This is a genomic window from Mesorhizobium sp. WSM4810, from assembly GCF_055811235.1.
Genome location: NZ_JBVVQV010000011.1, coordinates 93,795 through 114,942, shown reverse-complemented (window position 1 = coordinate 114,942; position 21,148 = coordinate 93,795). Strand labels below are relative to the sequence as shown.

The window sequence follows — 21,148 nt, the reverse complement described above, 5'->3', positions numbered from 1 at the left end:
TTTTTTCAGTGTCCGCGCGTCGCGGCGAGCTCGGCGCCGTAGCGCATCTCGAGAAGTGTTTTCAAGACCAGCGTGACCAGCGCCAGGCCCGCAAGCAGTGAAGCGACGGCGAAGGCGGCTGCGGCATTGTATTCGTTATAGAGGATTTCGACATGCAGCGGCATGGTGTTGGTCAGTCCGCGTATGTGGCCCGACACGACGGAGACCGCGCCGAACTCGCCCATGGCGCGGGCATTGCACAACAAGACGCCGTAGAGCAGCCCCCATTTGACGTTGGGCAGCGTCACGTACCAGAACGCCTGCCAGCCATTGGCGCCGAGCGACAGCGCCGCCTCCTCGTCGCCATTGCCCTGTTCCTGCATCAAGGGGATCAGTTCGCGGGCGACGAACGGGAAGGTGACGAAGATGGTGGCGAGCACGATGCCCGGCACGGCAAACAGGATGACGATGCCATGCGCCTTCAGCCAGGCGCCGAACAGGCCTTGCGCGCCGAACAACAGCACATAGACTAGGCCAGAAATGACCGGCGAGACCGAAAACGGCAGGTCGATGAGCGTGGTCAGGAAGGCCTTGCCCTTGAACTCGAACTTGGCGATCGCCCAGGCGGCGGAGACGCCGAAGACGATGTTGAGCGGCACCGAGATCGCCGCCACCAGCAGCGTCAGGTGGATCGCCGAGCGCGTGTCGGGGTTGGTCAGCGCCTCGGTATAGGCACCGAGACCCTTTGCGAAAGCCTCGTTGAAGACGACGATCAGCGGCAACAGCAGGAAAATGCCGAGGAAGGCAAAGGTCACGATCATCAGCACGGCTTTCGCCGGGCGGCTTTCGGTCACTGCCGCCGACTGGCTTTCGTGGTGCGGTGCGTAGGATTTGATCTCCGGATCAGCCATAGCGCTTGCGGCTCCACGTCTGCACCAGATTGATGACCAGCAGCATCACGAACGACAAAGCGAGCATGATCGCCGCGATCGCGGTCGCCGCCGCATAATTGTATTCCTCCAGCCGGATGACGATCAGAAGCGGCGCGATCTCGGATTTGTAGGGCAGGTTGCCGGCGATGAAGATGACGGAGCCGTACTCGCCGACGCCGCGCGCGAAAGCCAGCGCGAAACCGGTGACGATGGCCGGCGCCAGGCCCGGAAGCAGAACCCGGGAGATGGTCTGGAAGCGATTGGCGCCGAGCGTGGCGGCCACTTCCTCGACCTCCTTGTCGATCTCCTCCATGATCGGCTGGACGGTGCGCACGACAAAGGGCAGGCCGATGAAGATCAGCGCGATGACGATGCCGAGCGGCGTATAGGCGACCTTGATGCCGAGCGGCGCCAGCAGGCTGCCAAGCCAGCCGTTCGGCGCGTAGAGCGTGGTCAGCGCGATGCCGGCGACCGCCGTCGGCAAGGCGAAGGGCAGGTCGACCATGGCATCGACGATGCGGCGGCCAGGAAAGCTGTAGCGCACCAGCACCCAGGCAACGATCGTGCCGAAGACGACATTGACCATGGCGGCAATGAAGGCGGTGCCAAAGCTGATTTCAAGCGCGTTGATGGTGCGGCGGTCGGTGGCGATCGCCCAGAAATCGGCCCAGCCAAGCGCAGCCGATCGCCAGATCAGCCCTGACAGGGGAATGAGGATGATGAGCGTGAGGTAGGCAAGCGAGAAGCCGAGCGTCAATCCGAAACCCGGAATGACGCTCGGCTGTCTGAACCGCCACCCCGCCTTGGCGGGTGCTGTGGTCATGTCGTCCTGATCTAGAGTCTAGCTAACTGGGTCTACTGGGCCGGCTTGTAGATCTGGTCGAATATACCACCGTCGCCGAAATGGTAAGGCTGTGCTTTCTTCCAACCGCCAAAAAGCGGATCGTCGACGGTGATCAGCTTGATCTCAGGCAGTTTCGCGAGGTCCTCGGGCGGTACCAAATCCGGCTTCGACGGGCGATAGTGGTTCTTGGCGATCAGCGTCTGGCCTTCCTTGGAGTAGAGGTAGCTCAGATAGGCTTCGGCGACTTTTCGCGTGCCCTTGGCATCGACATTGGCGTCGACCACGGCGACCGGCGGCTCGGCCAGGATCGAGGTCGGCGGGTAGACGATATCGAAATTGTCGGCGCCGAATTCGTCGAGCGCCAGATAGGCCTCGTTTTCCCAGGCCAGCAGCACGTCGCCGAGGCCTTTTTGCGCGAAGGTCACGGTTGCGCCGCGCGCACCGGTGTCGAGCACCGGAACATGAGAGTACAGATTGCCGACGAATTCCTTGGTCTTGGCCTCGTCGCCGCCATCCTTGGCGTTGGCATAGGCCCAGGCCGCGAGATAGTTCCAGCGCGCGCCGCCCGAAGTCTTGGGGTTCGGCGTGATCACCTGGACGTCGTCCTTGACCAGATCGCCCCAGTCTTTGATGCCTTTCGGGTTGCCCTTGCGGACGAGGAAGATGATGGTCGAGGTGTAGGGTGCCGAATTGTTCTCGAACTTGGTCCGCCAGTCGGGATTGATCTTCTTCGATTTCTCGACGATGGCGTTGATGTCGCCTTCTAGCGCCAGCGTCACCACGTCGGCGTCGAGGCCGTCGATCACGGCACGGGCCTGCGCGCCCGAGCCGCCATGCGACTGCTGGACGGTTACCGTCTCGCCGGTCTCGGCCTTCCAGTGGGCGGCGAAGGCCTCGTCGAATTGCTTGTAAAGCTCACGCGTCGGGTCATACGACACGTTGAGGATGGTGGTATCGGCGAACGCGAAACCGAGCGTGCCGAACTGGACAGATGTGGCGACCAGTGCGCCGAGCAGTTTCCTGAAATGAGGATTGGTCATTTCCGCCTCCGTTGAGATCACCTCAATCTACTGAATTGGTAGAAATTAGATGCATTCAATGTTGCTTTTTTTGGCCTTATGAAGCAATTTTTCGCCTGCTTTCGGCATCACGAAGAAATTCTTTCCACGCAACGCTGCAGTGCCGAATCCGGGCACATGAAGCAATCTATCTAGAGAAAGGTCGCGCCTCGGCAATGGCCTGAGGAGTCGAGCGTGTCCTGCTTACTCGCCGACCTAATGGAAAGCCAATTCCCTGAATCGCTTGGCGCATTCTATTCAACAAACACTTTCACGCTGGCCGCGCGCCCGGCCGCGTCGATCACGGTCAGGGTCGAATAGCCGGCGCCGTCCGGCTGCCAGGTCGCGGTGCGCCGCCGGTCGAGGCCGACCAGCGGCTTACCGTTGGCCAGCCAGCGGAACGGGGCGCGGCCGCCTTGCAGCTTCAGCACCAGCGGCGTGGCGTCGGCGGCGGTGGCGCCGAGATCGACGTGGGCGCCGTCGGGCGGAAAGATGATCGTCGGCGCGGGCTCGGTCGGCGTCGCCTGGACCAGGCCGTCGGCGCCAGAACCGAAGCGCGCCAATGTCACCGGCAGATCGTCGCGCCTGGGTCTGGTGACGCCGGCCGGCTGGCCCGGCAGCGGCACGGCAGCCAGGCCGGAGCGGACAAAGCCCTCGAACAGGATCGGTGCGGCCGAGGCATAGCCGGACAGGCCGGGCACCGCGCCGGCGTCGGGGCGGCCGACCCAGACGCCCAGCACGTAGCGCCCGTCGAAGCCGACCGACCAAGCATCGCGGTAGCCGTAGGAGGTGCCGGTCTTGTAGGCGATGCCGCGCTGGGCGGCGCCCTCGGGCGGCTTGACGCCCGACAATATGTCGGTGATCTGCCAGTTCGCCTGATCGTCGAGGATGGTAGCGGTCGAGCGCTCGGCATTCGCCGGCTCGGTGCCGTCATGCAGCGTGTGTGCCTTGCCGCCATTGGCGAGACCGGCATAGAGCTGGACGAGGTCGCGCAGCGTCACGCCGACGCCGCCAAGGCCGATGGCGAGACCCGGCGCCTTGTTGACGGGCAGGATCGGCGTGACGCCGGCCTGCCGGAAGCGCGCGAGCAGCCGCGCCGGCCCGACCGCGTCGAGCACACTGATCGCCGGCACGTTGAGCGACAGCTGCAGCGCCTGCCTGATGCTGACGTCGCCCTGATAGCCCATGTCGAAATTCTTCGGCCGATAGCCGGAGAAATCCGTCGGCCTGTCGTCGATCAGCGTTTCCTGCGCCACCAATCCCTGCTCGAAGGCGAGCCCGTAGATGAACGGTTTTAGCGTCGAACCGGGCGAGCGGACGATCCTGGTCATGTCGATCCAGCCGGAGCGGCTGGCGTCGAAATGGTCGGCAGAGCCGACTTCGCCGAGGATGTCGCCGGTGCGGGCGTCGGCCAGCACCATGGCGACGGACAGGCGAGGGCCGAGCCTGGCGGCGGCATTCCTGGCCACCTGTTCCAGCCCCTCCTGGACGCTCTTGCGGATCGTCAGCCGCAGCTTGTGGCCTGCGACGGCCCGGGGCAGCACTGCATAAGCGGCATGGGCGGCAAGCGCCGGCAGCGGGCGGCGGCTGGCGGGAACATCGTCGAGCGCGGCACGTGCGGCCTCGCGCTCGCCGAGCAGGCCTGATGCGACCATGCGCGTCAGCACCCGGTCGCGGGCGGCGTGAGCGATTGCCAGGTTGCGGTCGGGCCGGCGCTTTTCCGGCAGTTGCGGCAGCGCGACGAGCAGCGCCGCCTCCGAGACGTCCAGCCGCTTCGGCTCCTTGCCGAAATAGGCCAGCGAGGCGGCGCGCACGCCTTCGAGATTGCCGCCATAGGGCGCCAGCGTCAGATAGCGTTCGAGGATCTCGCGCTTGCTGAGCCGCCGCTCGATCTGCAGGGCGCGCAGCAGCTGCTTGAGCTTGGAGCCGAGGCTGCGGCTGTCGCGCGGTTCGGTCAGCCGGGCGAGCTGCATCGACAGCGTCGAGCCGCCGGAGACGATACGGCCATTGGTCGCGAACTGGCCGGCGGCGCGGGCCAGCGCCAGCACGTCGACACCTTCATGATCCCAGAAGCGCTTGTCCTCGTAAGTCACCAGCATGTCGACGAACTGTCTGTCGACCTGATCGAGGCGGGTGGCGAGCCGCCAATAGCCGTCCGGCGTGGCAAAGGCCCGCAACAGCTGGCCGTCGCGGTCCTGGACTTCGGTCGATACCGTCAGCGCCGCCGGCAGCGGCGGCGGAAAGGCGCGGTCGAGCTGCCAAAGGGTGGCGGCCGCGATTGCTGCGAAGCCGGAGAGGGAGGCGGCGGCGATGGCTGAACGGCGCAGGAATTTTTTGGAGAGCACGGCGCTGCCCCTCATCCGCCTGCCGGCACCTTCTCCCCGTATAGTGACGGGGAGAAGGGGGCTATCACGGCCCACAGCGGCTTTTCAGCAGCGTTCGAGTTTGGCGAAAATTTCGGCGCAAGCTTCTTTCTCCCCATCTCTTTACGGGGAGAAATGCCCGGCAGGGCAATGAGGGGCAGCGACATCGCCATGTTCCTGTTCGCCGCCTTACGGCGCCTTGACCTCCATCATGCCGGTTGCGGTGCGGGCCGAATATTGCGGCCGGTACATGTCCTCGACGGTTGCCGCCGGGTGGGCATAGGTGCCCGGCGTCACCGCACGCACGACATAGGCGAGCGTGATGTTGCGGTCGCCTTCGCCGTCGTTCGGATTGAAAGCGGCGACGAAACGGTCGTCGCGGAATTCGAGATGGGCGGCGTCGGTCTGGGCCAGCCAGGAAAAATTCGACAATTGGGCGCTGGAAACCAGGCCCGGATTATCGATCTCGAAGCCGGCCGGCAGCAGATCGGTGATCACCAGCCGCGACGGCCATTTGTTCTGCTCGTAGATACTGAGCACGACGACATAGCGTTCGTTCTGGGTCGCCTGCGTGACATTGGCTTCGGTGCCGTCGAGCTTGTAGTAGGTGCGGCCGATGGTGAAGCCGTCGCCGCTGGCCGGCAGCGGCTGGATCGGCGAGGCCACCGTGGTGACGACCGCCTGCAACGGGTTGCTGCCGGTGTTGGCGACGGTCAGCGGACTGTCGGCAATGTCGCTGCCGGCGATCTGGTTCGAATAGGCGCCGGCATGCGGCGCGCCATTGATGGTCAGCGCGATCGCATCATTGCCGGCCTTCAGGGCACGCGCCGCCAGCAGCATCCAGGACTCATCCTGCGTGCTGGTCCATCTGACGGCGGCGCGTTCCTGCGTCACCCGCTTGATCAGCGCCGGCACGATCGTCGGCACCGGCTTGGATTCGGCGGCAAGCGCCAGCATCGCCGCGCCGTCACGCAGCGGCGAGCCATAATCGGACCTGTAGTGGTCGTATGCCGAGGTCGAATTGGCCAGTTGCAGGGCGGCCTGGAAGGTGGCTTCCGAGCGCTGCGTGTCGCCATAGAGCGCCAGGCCCGCCGCCAGTTGGGCGACGGCCATCGGGCTGGTAAAGGCTTCGAGCTGGGTGTCGGCATAGTAGCGCAGATCGCCGATCGAGGCCTTCTTGTTGCGGGCCAGCACATAGAGCGCATAGGCGATCTCGCTGCCGCGATCCTTGACGTCCTGGTCATAGCCGATCGCGTTTTGCAGATTGCTCAGCGCCTGGTTCATCGCCAGCGCCGGCACGTCGTATTTCTGCTCGCGCGCCCGGGTCAGGAAGTCGGTGACATAGGCGTCGAGCCACAAATCGCCGGAGCCCGGGCCCCACAGGCCGAAGCTGCCGGCCGAGGCCTGGTAGCTCAGCACCTTGTAGATGGCGTCCTGGATGCGGCCGTGCAGATCGGCGTCGCTGGCCATGCCGGCGCCCGACGCCATCTCGTTGACATAGAGCAGCGGCATGGCGCGGCTGGTGGTCTGCTCGGCGCAGCCATAGGGGTAGCGGTCGAGCGTCATCAGCAGCGACGGCACGTCGAACGCCGCCGCCTGTGAAACGCCGACGCTGACCGAAGCGCCGTCGAGCAGGCTTGCCGCTAAGAGCTCCTTGTCGACGCGCAGCGAGCCGCCATTGCCCTTGAGGTCGACCACCATGCGGGTGGTCACCGGCAATTGCGCCGGGCGCACCGGGACATAGAGCGTCTGCTCGACAGCGGTGCCGTCGGCATGGGCGAGCTTGATGGTGATCGAGGCGTTGCCCGGTGCCTCAGCGATCAGCGGCACGGTCAGCGTCCGCCGCTTGCCCTTGGCCAGTGTCAGGTTTTCGGGCAGGGCGGCACTGCCGGTCGAAAGATCGCCTGTGGTGTCGATCGACAGCGCATAGTCGCCCTCCGGACCGTCGGCGTCGGTGACGTCGAGCCGCATGACGGCCGAATCGCCGGGCGCCAGGAAGCGCGGCAGGCCGGCTGTGATCACCACCGGATCGCGCACGATCACGTCGGACTGGGCGTGGCCGACCCGGTCCTCGGTCCAGGCAACGGCCATGACGCGCACGGTGCCGTTGAACTGTGGGATGTCGAAGTCGACCCGCGCCTTGCCGTCGGCGTCGAGCTGGACCGGACCCGAGAAGAAGGCGACCAGCTTTTCGGTCGGCGGGCTGCCTTGCGACTGGATGTTGGCGCCGTCGCCGCCACTGCGCAGCTTGCCGATCGTGCCCAGCGAGCCGTCGATCAGGCGGCCGTAGAGGTCGCGTACTTCAAGGCCGAGCATGCGCTGGCCGAAGAACCAGGTCTCCGGATCCGGCACCTTGTAGTTGGTCAGGTTGAGGATGCCGACGTCGACGGCCGCGACCATGACATAGGCGTTGGCGCCCGGCTGCACGCCGGCCACCGAAACCGGGATCGACAGCTGCTGGCGCGGCATGGTCTTGTCCGGCGGCGTCAGGCTGACGGCGAGTTTTTTCGAGCCCGGATCGACCTTCAGCCATTTGACGCCGATGGCGCGCGCCGGCATGCGGGTTTCCTGCGCATCACCCGGCCTGAACAGCGTTGCCGTGACATAGGCGCCGGCGCCCCAGTCGTCGCCGACCGGGATGTCGATGGTGCTGCCGCCGGCCGGCACGCTGGCGGTGACGGTCTTCAAGAGCTTGTCGGCGCCGATGGTGACGAGCAGCTCGCCGGCAAAATGCGGCGACACTTTGAGCTTGGCCACTTCGCCGGCCGCATAGCTGTCCTTGTCGAGGGCGATTTCGAGGCCGTCGGGCGTTTCGGTGGTGGTGGAGCTGACATACCAGCCGGCGTCGAACTCGTAGCTGGTCGCCGGGCCCTCCGGGTCAGACGTCTCGATCTCGAGCCGGTAGCGGCCCCAGTCGACCGGCAGCGAGACGGTGGCCTCGCCGTCGGCGGTCATGTCGACCTGGCCGCTGGCCACCGACTTGGTGAAGGTCACCGGCTCATAATTCCAGGAATTGCTGGAGCGGTACCATTGGTAATTGCGTTCGACCTTGACCAGCGACCATTGCGCGCCCTGCAGCGCCTCGCGCTTGCCGTCGGGGTCGACGGCAATCAGGCCGAACTTCGCCGTGCCGCCTTGCGGCACCTCGTCACCGTCGAAATCCGGGCGGATGCCGATCATCTGGCCCTGCGGCCGGATGGCGATGTTGAGCGAGCGTTCGACGGCGCGGCCGCCGGTCTCGCGCATCCTGACCGTAACCTTGGCGTCGACCAGCCTGGTGGTCGAGGGCAACTGGTCGACGGAAACCGGGAAGGTCGCCTTGCCGTCGTCGCCGACCACCGGCAGGCCGGTGAACGGGGTGACTGACGGTTCTGCCGACTGCTCGTCGGCGAGGCCGAAGGAATAGCCCTTGAAGCGGTCCCAGGCGCGGGTGGTCGACAGCGTCAGTTCGCCTTCGAGCGCCAGCCCGGCGGCCGGCGCGCCATAAAGGAAGCGGCCGTCGACGGTAACGTAGGCGGTTTCGCCCTGCGCGATCTCCTGCTTGTCGGAGGACAGGTCGAACTCGATGCGATCCGGCACGAAATCCTCGACCAAAAACATCTGGCTGGCGACCGCCGCCTGCTTGGGGTCGGTGTGGATCGCCACCGTCCAGGTGCCGCGCATGGCGTTGGGTTCGAGCGGCAGGTCGACGGCATGGCCGCCGGCCGATGCGCCGTCGCTGACGATGCGGCGGTTCTCGACGCCGTCGGGACGGGTGAAGATGAAGGTCAGCGGCAGGTTTTCGACCGCCTTGGCGGCGCTGTCGCGGGCAAGTGCTGCGACATGGACGTCCTCGCCGGCGCGGTAGATGCCGCGTTCGGTCCAGGCATAGACGTCGAGCGCGCCCGGCGCCGGACGCCCGGTGACGCCGCGATCGGAAAGATCGAAGCCGGCGCGGCCCATGTCGAGGAAGACGAAGTCGCTGTCACCCTGCTTGGCTGTCAGCACGGCCGGCACCATGCCGCCGTCACCGCGCGTCAGTCCAGGGTTGAAGACGGCGCGGCCTTCCGCGTCCGTGGTCGCGGTGCCGAGGATCTCGTTGTTCCTGGCCAGCAGCGTCAGTTCAGCACCTGATATCGGCTTGGCGGTTGCGAGCGAACGGGCAAAGACGTTCAGCCCGTCCTGCCCGGTATAGGTCGACAGGCCGATATCGGAGACGACGAACCATTGCGTGGCGCGCGAATCATAGTCGTCGTCGTTCTCGTCGACCGGTTGCGCGGTCAGCACATAGACGCCGGGCTTGCGTTGCGGCAGCGCCTCGTCGACCGGGAAGGAGGTGGTGACTTCCTTGTTCAGGTCGTTGGCGATGTCGAGTTGGCCCTGCCAAACCGGCTCGCCCATCTGATCGGAAATGTTGGAGATGTCGTAGCCGTCAAGCTGGCGCAGGAACTGGTAGCCGGACAGAAGCTGGGTCAGCGAGCGATCGCCGATGCGAAAAAGCTTCATTTCGGCGGCGCTCATGTTGACGGTGACGACCGGGATGCCGCGGCGCGCGCCGGCCGGCAGCACGAAGCTGTCGCCGGTGAAACGGGCGGACGGGGCGCGGTCCTGCACATAGATCGACAGCACCACCGGGGTGGAGATCACCTCGCCGATGGCGGCCGGCAGGCCGGGACGGAAGGTCACGTCGTAATGCTGGCCGTGCTCGAGCCCCTCGACGCAGATCTGCTTGTCCTTGGCCTCGACGCCCTTGGGGGCGGCGTTGTCGACGGTGACGAATTGCGCGTAGTCGACGCCGGTCTTGACCAGGTCTTCGGAAAACTGCGCGCAGATGCGTGGCGCGCTGGTGTCGGCGTCGACCGTATGATCGACGACGCGGAATCCCTTGCGCGCCTTGAGGTCCTGATAGGCGGCCGTGACCCAGGGCGAACTGACCAGCGCGAGGCTCGCTTCGTAGGCCTGCAGCGCCGGCCGAGCGAGGTCGCGGCGATCGAGCCCGTCGCCAAGCAGTGCCAGCGCTTCGGCACGGGTTTTTGTGGTGCGCAGCAATTTGTAGGCGTTGAAGCCGGCGGAGGTGGCGTTCGCCGGCAGGGTCGACGCCTCGGCGCTGTTGGCGGTCGGCTGCACGGCAAGTGTTTCCCGCGCCAGTTCAAGCCAGAGTTGGCCATCGTCGGGCAATACCGAAACCAAAGCCTCGTATTTTTGAACGGCCAAGCGGTGGTCGCCGGTCTGCGACGCTTGCCTTGCCGCCTCCCGCAGCGCCGTCAGTCCTTCGGTGGGCTTGGTGTAGGCCGGGCCGGTGAGCCTGTTGCGGTATTGCTGGGCCTGGTCGGCCATCCAGGCGGGGAAGAAGGCGAGCGCCGGCGGCGCGCCGATGTCGGGGTCGCCTTCGACGTTGACGACCTTGCCGGCGACGGCGCCCTTGAAGGGCTTCAGCGTGTTATAATCGGATTTGAGAAAACACCATTTGGCCTTGGGGTTGTAGGTGAAGGCGCGGCAGGCGGGATCGCCGAGACATGTCGTCGTGCACTGATCGAGGCTGACGTTCTGGTCGGATCTGAGATCGAAGCCGAAATAATCGGAATTGTCCGATGTCACCACCCGGCGCGCTTCGGCCGCTTCCGCGACACTGCCCCAAGCGAAAAAGAGAAGAAAAAGAATCGACAGACCACGAGCCGCGCGCATTGCCATGACACCCCTCCGGACACTGCTTACGTTACGTCCACGTTACGCCCAGACATGTTCAAGCTTCGGTCCAGCTTGTCAACACAAGGACGCGGCAGGTTCCCGCCTGCCAACGGTTTCCTTTCCGGCCGATGACCGGTAGTACCTCCACAGGACAGGGATCACGCTTTCTTGCGGCGACGCAGAAGGTGTGAATTCCAAGCCCTGTCCATTTCAGACAGTTGGATTGTGGCATTTGGATTGTGGCCCGTTTACGAGCAATTCAGAACTTCATTCCAATTTTAGCTTTGGCCGTTAGTGTAGAGTTGTAATGTCGGCGTATGAAAGGCAGATGTCGGGAGGAACCGCGCCACGGCGCGTGTTTTCGCTCGCCTTGCTTTCCGCCTTGCTATGCTCGACTGCACTGATTGGCGCGAGCGGAAATGCGGCCGCTTTCGAGATCTTCGGCATCAAGCTGTGGGGATCGTCGGAGGATGAAGATGCCGACATCGTCGATCCGCTGCGCTATGCGGTGACCATCGAGGCGCCCGACGCCGACGAGGATCTCGCCGAAAAGCTCGAAAACGCCTCGGCGCTGAAGGACGACGAAGAACGTCCGGTCTCCGGTTCGCTCGGCCTGCTGGCCAAGGCGCGTGCCGACCGCGATCAGCTTGTCGCCGCCCTTTATGCGGACGCCCGCTACGAGGGCGTCGTCACCATTACCATCGAAGGCAAGCCGCTCGACGATTTGCCGCCGGACGCCGAATTCTCGGGTCCGCAGCCGATTCCGGTGGTGATCAACATTGCGGCCGGGCCGAAGTTCACGCTTGGCGACATCAGGCTGGAGGGCGATGCGGCGGGGCTGTCGGGCGCCGATTTCGGCCTGATCGCCGGCGGCGATGCCGGTTCCGGTGCCGTGCTCAAGGCCGAGGCGTCGATCGTGCGGGCGCTCAAGGAGGACGGCAGGCCGCTGGCCAAGGTGACCGCCCGCGAGATCGTTGCCGATCACGCCACCTCGACGCTCGACGTGGCGCTGACCGTGGCCGCCGGGCCGGTTGCCGGCTATGGCGACACCACGGTCGAAGGCACCGAAAAGGTCGACCGCGATTTCACCGAATACATGACCGGCCTGAAGCGCGGCCGCCAATATTCGCCGGAAGAGGTCGACGAGGCGCGCGACCGGCTGCTCGGGCTGGAAGTCTTCAACAGCGTGACGCTGAAGGAGGCCGACGGTCTCGACGCCGATGGCAACATCCCGATCGGCGTCGAAGTGAGCGAGCGCAAGCCGCGCTATTTCGGCCTTGGCGGCACCTTCTCCAACACCGAGGGGCTCGGCCTCGAAGGCTATTGGGGTCACCGCAATCTGTTCGGCCGCGCCGAAAAACTGCGCATCGAGGGTGAAATCAGCGGCATCGGCAGCAACGAACTGACCGAGCTCAACTACAATGCCGGCATCATGTTCGAAAAGCCGGGCGTGGTCGGGCCGGCGTCTAAATTCTTCGCCGGCGCCAACACCGTGCTGGAGCATCCCGACGCCTACGACCGTTTCTCGGTCAAGGGCAACACCGGCCTGTCGTATGACCTCGACCGGCAGCAGACGGTTTCGGCGGAAGTCGCGCTCGACTATTCGAAGATCACCGATTCCTTCGGCAAGCACACTTTTCTGATCGCCAGCATTCCGCTGCGCTATGTCTACGACAACCGCGACAACCGGCTCAACCCGACGACCGGATTCAGGGCGCTGGCCTATGCCGAGCCGAGCTACGACATTTTGAACGGTGCCGCCTTCGTCAAGCTTAGGGGCGAAGGATCGGCCTATCAGTCGCTCGACGCGGCCTCGAAGTTCGTCCTGGCCGAACGCGTCGTCATCGGCTCGATCATCGGCGCCGGCCTTCAGGATGTTCCGGCCGACCGGCGCTTCTATTCCGGCGGCGGCGGCTCGGTCCGCGGTTATGCCTATCAGGGCATCGGTCCGAAGGACGCCGACGGAGAGCCGATCGGCGGGCTGTCCTTCTTCGAGACCTCGTTCGAGATGCGCATCGCCATCAACGACACGATCGGCGTCGTGCCGTTCGTCGATGCCGGCACCGTCTCGACCGATCAATTCCCGGATTTTTCCGGCATGAAGGTCGGCGCCGGCGTCGGCTTGCGCTATATTACGCCGTTCGGACCGTTGCGCATCGATGCGGCGGTGCCGCTCAACCCGGATCCCGACGACCCGGATTTCGGCATCTATGCCGGTATCGGCCAGGCGTTTTGATGACAATGTTCAAGCGCATCCTTCGCATTGCCCTTTACACGCTGCTCGTCCTGGTGGCGGCGGTGGTCGGTGCGCTCGTCGTGCTGACCAAGACCGAGCGCGGCCGCGCCAATCTCGCCGGCATCATCTCGACCGTGGCGTCGACCGATGACCAGAAGGTCACGGTCAGCGGCATCGACGGCATCTGGTCCGGCGCGCTGACGGTCGACCATGTGGTGCTGGAGGATCGCCAGGGCGCCTGGCTGGTGGCGCGCAAGGTGGCCGTCGACTGGTCGCCGCTGGCGCTTCTGTCGAAAAACTTCAGCGCCGGCCGCATCGGCGCCGATCGCATCGAACTGGCGCGGCTGCCGGCGGCCGGCACGCAGCCGAGCCAAGGTGGCGCCACCACGCTGCCGGTGTCGCTCGACATCAAGCAGATCGACCTGCCGGAAATCGCGCTCGGGCAGGCGCTGGTCGGCAGCGGTATCGCCGAGCTCGCCGCCAAGGGATCGTTCAAGGCCGATGCGGCGCCATTGGCGCTCGCAACCAGCCTCAACATCACCCGCCGCGACGGCAAGCAAGGCAAGCTCGACGCCAACATCCATTTCGCGCCCGCCGACAACAAGCTGGACCTCGATCTGAAGGCGTCGGAGCCGGCCGGCGGCATCATCGCCAATCTGCTCAAATTGCCGGATGCGCCGCCGGTCAACATCGTCGTCACCGGCACCGGGCCGGTCGCCAATTGGAGCGGCATCGGTACCTTCGTCGTCGACGGCCAGATCGTCACCCAGCTCACAGGTCGCCACCAGCTCACCGACAAGGGCAACTATGTCGAGGCCAAGGGCGACGGCGACTTCCAGCGCTTCTTGCCCGACAATCTGAAATCCTTGTTTGCCGGCAAGACCAGCTTCGACCTCGCCGGAACCGCGATCGTGACGGGCGGCGTCGAGGTCGAGCGCGCCAGCATCGACAGCGATGCCGTGCATGGCACCGCCGCGGGCATCATCGACCCCAACGGCGCCAGCGACCTTTCGGTGGAACTCGCCGCCAAGGGTCCACCAATCGTGCTCAGCCTCGGCGCCGCGGCGCAGCCGGTGACGGTCGCGATCACCGGCGCCACGGCTCGCGCGTTCGGCGGCGGCAAGGCGCCGATAATCGACATCGGCGCGTCCCTGGTCTCGGTGGTGGCGGGCGGCACGCGGGTGGACGATCTGGTGGCCGAAATCCATTCCGACGGCTTTGACATCCAGGACCGCAGCGGACCGGTCACCATCAAGCTTATCGCCGGCGGCCTGAACACCGACGTGGCGACGCTGGCGCCGCTGGTGACCGGCAGGGTCACCGCCGACCTCGCCGGGTCGGTCAGCAAGGACGAGATCGTCGTCGATCAAGGCACGCTGCGCAGCGATGCGCTCAATGCCTCGGTGACATCCAAGGTGACGCTGGCCGATCTGGCGATGACGCTCAAGATGAATGCCGATGCCGTCTCGACTGCGCTGCCGCCGCAGATCCGCCCGGTTCTCGGCGAGCGTGTGACATTCTCGGCGACCGCGACCCGCGACCCGCAAGGCTTGTTTGCCGCCAATGCGCTGCAACTCAATTCGGGCTCGCTCAGCGCCAGCGGCACCGCCAGCGCGACGGGCACCGACATCCAGGCCGACATCAGGGGCACGCTCGGCGATGTCTCGGTGCTGTCGCCGATGGTTGGCGTACCGGTCGGCGGGGCCGTCAATTTCGCGCTGACGGCGAGCGGCGCGCGCTCGGCGCCGGATTTCTCGGTCTCGGCCGACAGCGACAGCCTGACCGCGTCGGGCCGGACGGTCAAGACGATCAAGCTGACAGCGACGGGCAAGGCCGACATCGTCAATCCCGCTGCCGATGTCGCACTGACAGGGTCCGTCGACGACCAGCCGCTCGATCTCAGGGCATCTTTGGTGACGCGTGACGGAACGCGTTCCCTCAACGGGCTTAGCCTGTCGCTGGCCGACAACAAGGTCTCGGGCGATCTCGTGCTCGACGACAGCTTGCTGCCGCTCGGCACGCTGACCCTCGAAGCGCCCGATATCGGCCCGCTGGCCGCGCTTGCCGGGCAGACGGCGGCCGGCGACGTGCAGGGCAGCATCCGCCTCTCGAATGATGGTGGCGCGCCGACGGTAGTCATCGATATGACGAGCGGGTCTATTTCCCGCGGCGATCTGGCGGCGAAGACCATCGCCGTCAAGGCGCTGGTCGCCAACTTTCTCAAGGCGCCGGCGATCTCCGGCACGATCAAGGCCGACACGGTCACATCAGGCGCCACCGTGATCAGCGGCATCGGTGTCGATTTGAAGCGCGACGGCGACTGGACCGGGTTTTCCGGCGGCGCCACCGTCGCCGGCATTCCGGCCAGGGCCGAAGGCAGGGTGAAGATCGCCGACGGCACGACAAGCGTCGAAATCGCTTCCGGCGAAGCGACCATTCGCGGCATCAAGGCGGCGATCGCGCAGCCGTCGACCCTGAGCATCGCCAATGGCAACGCCAGCATCGAGAAGCTGATGCTCGATGTCGGCGGCGGATCGGTGACCGTATCCGGCACCGCCGGCCAGACGCTCGACCTTGCGGCAGAGTTTTCCCGGCTGCCGGCCGCCCTGGCCAATGATTTTTCACCCGGCCTCGACGCCGTAGGCACGCTCGGTGGAACGGCGCAAGTGACGGGACCGTCGGCAGCCCCTGACATTCGTTTCGATGCGCAGCTCAACGACGCCGAGACCAGCCAGACCCGCCAGGCGGGGCTTGGGCAGCTCAACCTCGATGCGGCAGGCAGCTTCTCCTCCGCCGGCGGCGTCGCCATCGACAACGCGACGCTTGCCGGGGACAAGATTTCCGGCAAGGCTGCCGGCACCATCAATCCGAACGGCGCCAGCGATTTTTCGCTCGACCTGGCCTCGACCGGCCCGAGCCTGCCGCTGACGCTCGGCAGCACCGAGAGCCCGATCAAGCTCGAGCTGCAGGCGCTTTCGGTGGAGGTCGCGGGGCAGGGCACGCAATCGACGCTGAATATCTCCGCGACACTGCCGTCGGTCGCCACCAACCTCGCCAAGGCCGAAGGCATCGCGCTTGCGCTCCATTCCGACGCCTTCGATCTGAAGGGCCGAACAGGGCCGATCTCCGGTACGGTGACGGGCAAAATCGGCCTGGACAATCCGACCATCGCGCCGCTGCTCGCCGGAAAGATTACTGCCAAGGTCGCCGGCGATCTCGCTACCGATACCATCGTCATCGACAGCGGCTCGGTAACGAGCGAGGTACTGGACAGCGGCTTTAATGGAAGGGTCTCCCTGGCCGATGGCGCCATCGATCTCAACCTCAGGGCGGTTGCGGCTTCCGCGGCACTGCCGGCGGCAGTGCGCGGCGTGCTCGCCGAGCGGACGCAGCTCAGCGCGGCACTGAAGCGCGACGCCAACGGCAATGTTATCGCCAACGCCATCAGGCTGGTATCAGGTGCATTCAGCGCCGACGGGCAGGCCAGCCTCGCCGACAACAAGGTCAGCGCCGACGTCAAGGGCGCGCTCGCCGACATCTCGCTTCTGTCCGGGGATGCCAAGGGCGCCATCACCTTCGCGCTGAACGCGCAAGGCGCCAACACCGCGCCCGACCTGTCGCTGACGGTCAACAGCGACCGGCTTTCGGTGGCGGCGCGAGAAATCACCGGGCTAAAGCTCACCGCGACGGGGAAGGGCGACATCGCCAGCCCGGCGGCCGATATCTCGCTCACCGGATCCGTCAATGACGAGCCACTCGATTTCAAGGCGTCGCTGGTAACGCGCCAGGGAAAGCGGTCCATAAACGGACTAAGCCTGTCACTGGGCGACAACAAAGTTTCCGGCGACCTTGCTCTCGACGATCGATTCCTGCCGCTCGGCACGGTTGCGCTGGATCTACCCGATATCAGTCCGCTCGCAGCCCTGGCGCTGGAAAAAGCTGACGGCGACGTGCGTGGCACGATCGTCTTCTCGAAGACCGGCAATGCGCCTCATGTCGCCATCAAGGCGACCACAGATTCAATTTCGCGCGGCGATCTTTCGGCAAAGACGGTCACCATCGATGCGCTGATTGCCAACTATGTCGCCGCACCGGCGATCTCCGGTAAAATCCGTGCCGACAGCGTCACCTCCGGCGGCACCGTGATCAGCGGCATCGATGTCGATTTGAAGCGCGACGGCGACTGGACCGGGTTTTCCGGCGGCGCCACCGTTGCCGGAATTCCGGCCAGGGCCGAAGGCAGGGTGAGGATCGCGGACGGCACGACAAGCGTCGAAATCGCTTCCGGCGAAGCGACCATTCGCGGCATCAAGGCGGCGATCGCGCAGCCGTCGACCCTGAGCATCGCCAATGGCAACGCCAGCATCGAGAAGCTGATGCTCGATGTCGGCGGCGGATCGGTGACCGTATCCGGCACCGCCGGCCAGACGCTCGACCTTGCGGCAGAGTTTTCCCGGCTGCCGGCCGCCCTGGCCAATGATTTTTCACCCGGCCTCGACGCCGTAGGCACGCTCGGTGGAACGGCGCAAGTGACGGGACCGTCGGCAGCCCCTGACATTCGTTTCGATGCGCAGCTCAACGACGCCGAGACCAGCCAGACCCGCCAGGCGGGGCTTGGGCAGCTCAACCTCGATGCGGCAGGCAGCTTCTCCTCCGCCGGCGGCGTCGCCATCGACAACGCGACGCTTGCCGGGGACAAGATTTCCGGCAAGGCTGCCGGCACCATCAATCCGAACGGCGCCAGCGATTTTTCGCTCGACCTGGCCTCGACCGGCCCGAGCCTGCCGCTGACGCTCGGCAGCACCGAGAGCCCGATCAAGCTCGAGCTGCAGGCGCTTTCGGTGGAGGTCGCGGGGCAGGGCACGCAATCGACGCTGAATATCTCCGCGACACTGCCGTCGGTCGCCACCAACCTCGCCAAGGCCGAAGGCATCGCGCTTGCGCTCCATTCCGACGCCTTCGATCTGAAGGGCCGAACAGGGCCGATCTCCGGTACGGTGACGGGCAAAATCGGCCTGGACAATCCGACCATCGCGCCGCTGCTCGCCGGAAAGATTACTGCCAAGGTCGCCGGCGATCTCGCTACCGATACCATCGTCATCGACAGCGGGTCGGTGACGAGCGACGCGCTGAACAGCGGCTTCAATGGAAGGATCTCGCTGGCCGACGGCGCCATCGACCTCAACCTTAAGACCGATGCCGTTTCCGCGGCGCTGCCGGCGGCAGCGCGCGGCGTGCTCGCGCAGCGGACGGAACTCAGTGCCGCGCTGAAGCGCGACGCCAATGGCAATGTCACCGCCGATGCGATCAGGCTGGTATCCGGCGCGCTGACCGCCGACGGGCAGGCCAGCCTTGCCGACAACAAGCTCACCGTCGACATCAAAGGCGCGCTGGCCGACATCTCGCTTCTGTCAGGGGACGCCAACGGCGCCATCACCTTTGCGCTGAACGCGCAAGGCGCCAGCACCGCGCCCGACCTGTCGCTGACGGTCAACAGCGAGCGGCTTTCGGTTGCCGAACGCGAGATCACCGGGTTGAGCCTCACCGCCACCGGCAAGGCCGATGCCGCCAACCCGGCGGCCAATGTCCAACTGACCGGAAACGTCGCGGGCCAGCCCCTGCAAGGCAGCGCCGTGCTGGCGACGTCAAACGGCAAGCGCGCCATCGACGGGCTTTTGCTGTCGCTCGGCAAGAACCGGATATCAGGCGACCTGGCGCTTGACGAGGCGTTCGTGCCTGAAGGCACCGTGGCGCTCGACCTACCTGACATCGGACCGCTGGCAGCGCTTGCGCTGGAAAAGGCGGAAGGCGACGTGCGCGGCACGATCGTGTTCTCGAAGACCGGCAATGCGCCTGGCGTCACCGTCAAGGCTTCGACGGCGTCGATTACACGCGGTGATGTTTCGGCGAAGACGGTGACCATCGATGCATCGATCGGCAACTATCTCGCGGCACCGGTGATCTCCGGAAAAATCCGGGCCGACAGCGTCACCTCCGGCGACACCGTCATTCGCGGCATCGATGTCGATCTCACCCGTGACGGCGACTGGACCGGCTTTTCCGGCGGCGCCACCGTCAAGGACATTCCGGCCAAGGCGGCCGGCCGCGTCAGGGTCGCCAATGGCACGACGACGGTTGAGCTCGCCTCCGGCCAGGCGACGATGCGCGGCATCAAGGCGGCGATCGCCCAGACCTCGACCATCACCACCGCCAACGGCACCACCAGCCTGGACAGGCTCGCACTCAACCTCGGCGGCGGCACGGCGACGGTTTCGGGCAAGGTCGGGGAGGCGCTCAATCTCAACGCGACGCTGGCGCGGGTGCCGATGTCGCTCGCCAACAGTTTCTCGCCCGGCCTCGATGCCGCCGGCACGATCTCGGGCACGGTGAAGGTGACGGGCGCGCCGGCCAATCCGGCCGTCGCCTTCAAGGTCGACGCCGCAGGCGTCCAGACGTCGCAGACCCGCGGCGCCGGTTTCGGCGGCATGGGTGTTTCGTCCTCCGGCACGTTTTCCGGCAACCGACTGACCTTCGAGGCCAACATGAGCGATGCCGCCGGTCTCGGCCTCAAGGGCGGCGGCACGATGACGACATCAGGCACGCCGACGCTTGATCTCGACTTTTCCGGCAAGGTGCCGTTCGCCTTCCTGACCCGGACACTGGCCGCACAAGGCCTGTCGTTGAGCGGCACTGCCGACGTCAATCTGAAGGTGCGCGGCCCGGCGACGGCGCCGGTGATCACAGGCACGGTCCGCACGTCAGGTGCCCGCCTGATCGATGCACGCTCGGGACTTGCAATCAACGACATCACCGCCGATGTGGCGATCGGCGATGGCGTCGCCAGGATCAACCGCCTGACCGGCAATTTGTCGACGCGCGGCAGCCTGTCGGCCAGCGGCACGGTCGGCATCAATCCGGCGCAAGGCTTTCCGGCCGACCTGTCGGTCAAGCTCGTCGACGGTCGCTACACCGACGGCAGGGTGGTCACCGCCAATCTCGGCGGCGACCTGACCATCAAGGGGCCACTCGCATCGGCGCCGTTGATCTCGGGTACGATCAACCTGGCCAAGACCGTCATCACCGTTCCCGAAAAGTTGCCGGGCTCGCTGGCGGCGCTCAACATCAGGCACAAGAACGCACCGGCCGCCGTGCGCGCGCAAGACAAGGCGTTGCGTCCGGCGACGGCGAGCAGCAGCAGCGGTGGTGGCGGCCTCAACCTCGATGTCACGGTCAACGCGCCCAGCCAGATCTTCATCCAGGGCAGGGGCGTCGATGCCGAGCTTGGCGGTTCGCTGCGGCTGACCGGCCCGGCATCGTCGCCGCAAGCGGTCGGCACCTTTGACTTGCAGCGCGGTCGGCTGTCGATCCTGGCCAAGCGGCTGACCTTCACCGAAGGCACGGTCGGCTTTTCGGGGTCGCTGGTGCCATATCTCAATCTCACGGCGACATCGACGACGAGCAGCACCACCGTCACCATCGTGGTGTCGGGCGAGGCGACCAATCCGAAATTCAACTTCTCGTCGGTGCCGGCATTGCCAGAGGACGAGGTCCTGGCGCAACTGATTTTCGGCCGCTCGATGTCGAACCTGTCGCCGCTGCAGATCGCCCAGCTTGCCGAAGCCGCCGCGCAACTGGCCGGCATCGGCGGCTCGACCTCACTGCTCCAGAACCTGCGCAGCGCCATCGGCGTCGACGATCTCGACGTCGTCACCGACGAGGAGGGCGGCACCGCGGTCTCGGCCGGCAAATATCTCAACGACCGCACCTATGTGACGATCCAGAAGGGCGACAAGCCGGGTTCGGGCAAGGCGGCGATCGATCTCGACGTCGGCCGCGGCGTCAAATTGCGCGGCGAAGCCACCGATGCCGGCGAAGCCAAGGGTGGCATTTTCTACGAACGCGAGTACTGAAGCCGGCCTGCGTGGCCGGCAGTCCGACAGCCCTCGTCGCCGTTCTGGCACTCATCCGCGATCGGCCGGCGCGGTGCAAAGCTTCGCGCATGACCGCGAGAATCGAAATCGATTTCGGCGCAAAATCAAACCGCTACAGCGTCCGTTGCGCGCCCGACG

8 protein-coding genes are annotated in these 21,148 nt (G+C 65.7%); 2 read left to right on the top strand and 6 right to left on the bottom strand.

The window, feature by feature from the left end:
- Positions 1-5 precede the first annotated feature (5 nt).
- The 6 genes from cysW to AC0L3O_RS17685 all read right to left on the bottom strand — a co-directional run bounded on the left by cysW (position 6) and on the right by AC0L3O_RS17685 (position 10,846).
- Complete coding sequence (gene cysW, locus AC0L3O_RS17710) at positions 6-890, bottom strand: sulfate ABC transporter permease subunit CysW (protein WP_287291429.1); 885 nt, start codon at positions 888-890, stop codon at positions 6-8.
- Positions 883-1,734, bottom strand: coding sequence for a sulfate ABC transporter permease subunit CysT (gene cysT / locus AC0L3O_RS17705; protein WP_473616181.1), 852 nt, complete (start codon positions 1,732-1,734; stop codon positions 883-885). The genes cysW and cysT overlap by 8 nt, the downstream gene beginning before the upstream one ends.
- A 32-nt stretch (positions 1,735-1,766) precedes the next feature.
- Complete coding sequence (locus tag AC0L3O_RS17700; protein WP_473616180.1) at positions 1,767-2,795, bottom strand: sulfate ABC transporter substrate-binding protein; 1,029 nt, start codon at positions 2,793-2,795, stop codon at positions 1,767-1,769.
- Between the two features lie 272 nt (positions 2,796-3,067).
- Complete coding sequence (gene pbpC / locus AC0L3O_RS17695; protein ID WP_473616179.1) at positions 3,068-5,173, bottom strand: penicillin-binding protein 1C; 2,106 nt, start codon at positions 5,171-5,173, stop codon at positions 3,068-3,070.
- The gene (locus AC0L3O_RS17690; protein WP_473616178.1) at positions 5,170-5,343 is read right to left on the bottom strand and encodes a hypothetical protein; all 174 of its coding nucleotides are present in this window, start codon (positions 5,341-5,343) and stop codon (positions 5,170-5,172) included. The genes pbpC and AC0L3O_RS17690 overlap by 4 nt, the downstream gene beginning before the upstream one ends.
- A gap of 22 nt (positions 5,344-5,365) precedes the next feature.
- Entirely contained in the window at positions 5,366-10,846 is a 5,481-nt protein-coding gene (locus AC0L3O_RS17685) for an alpha-2-macroglobulin family protein (protein WP_473616176.1), read from the bottom strand.
- A gap of 304 nt (positions 10,847-11,150) precedes the next feature.
- Here AC0L3O_RS17685 and AC0L3O_RS17680 point away from each other — a divergent pair, with 304 nt between their 5' ends.
- Positions 11,151-13,079 carry an autotransporter assembly complex protein TamA gene (locus AC0L3O_RS17680; protein ID WP_287300786.1) on the top strand — a complete coding sequence of 643 codons (1,929 nt, stop codon included), beginning with the start codon at positions 11,151-11,153 and terminating at the stop codon, positions 13,077-13,079.
- Positions 13,079-20,989, top strand: coding sequence for a translocation/assembly module TamB domain-containing protein (locus AC0L3O_RS17675; RefSeq protein WP_473616175.1), 7,911 nt, complete (start codon positions 13,079-13,081; stop codon positions 20,987-20,989). The genes AC0L3O_RS17680 and AC0L3O_RS17675 overlap by 1 nt, the downstream gene beginning before the upstream one ends.
- The last annotated feature ends 159 nt before the right edge of the window (positions 20,990-21,148 follow it).

What these genes read in the sequence shown, in the direction of transcription:
- AC0L3O_RS17680 (WP_287300786.1), top strand. Translation starts at nt 11,151, where the DNA reads ATGTCGGCGTATGAAAGGCAGATGTCGGGAGGAACCGCGCCACGGCGC.
- AC0L3O_RS17675 (WP_473616175.1), top strand. Translation starts at nt 13,079, where the DNA reads ATGACAATGTTCAAGCGCATCCTTCGCATTGCCCTTTACACGCTGCTC.
- pbpC (WP_473616179.1), bottom strand. Translation starts at nt 5,173, where the DNA reads ATGAGGGGCAGCGCCGTGCTCTCCAAAAAATTCCTGCGCCGTTCAGCC.
- AC0L3O_RS17700 (WP_473616180.1), bottom strand. Translation starts at nt 2,795, where the DNA reads ATGACCAATCCTCATTTCAGGAAACTGCTCGGCGCACTGGTCGCCACA.
- AC0L3O_RS17690 (WP_473616178.1), bottom strand. Translation starts at nt 5,343, where the DNA reads ATGTCGCTGCCCCTCATTGCCCTGCCGGGCATTTCTCCCCGTAAAGAG.
- cysW (WP_287291429.1), bottom strand. Translation starts at nt 890, where the DNA reads ATGGCTGATCCGGAGATCAAATCCTACGCACCGCACCACGAAAGCCAG.
- AC0L3O_RS17685 (WP_473616176.1), bottom strand. Translation starts at nt 10,846, where the DNA reads ATGGCAATGCGCGCGGCTCGTGGTCTGTCGATTCTTTTTCTTCTCTTT.
- cysT (WP_473616181.1), bottom strand. Translation starts at nt 1,734, where the DNA reads ATGACCACAGCACCCGCCAAGGCGGGGTGGCGGTTCAGACAGCCGAGC.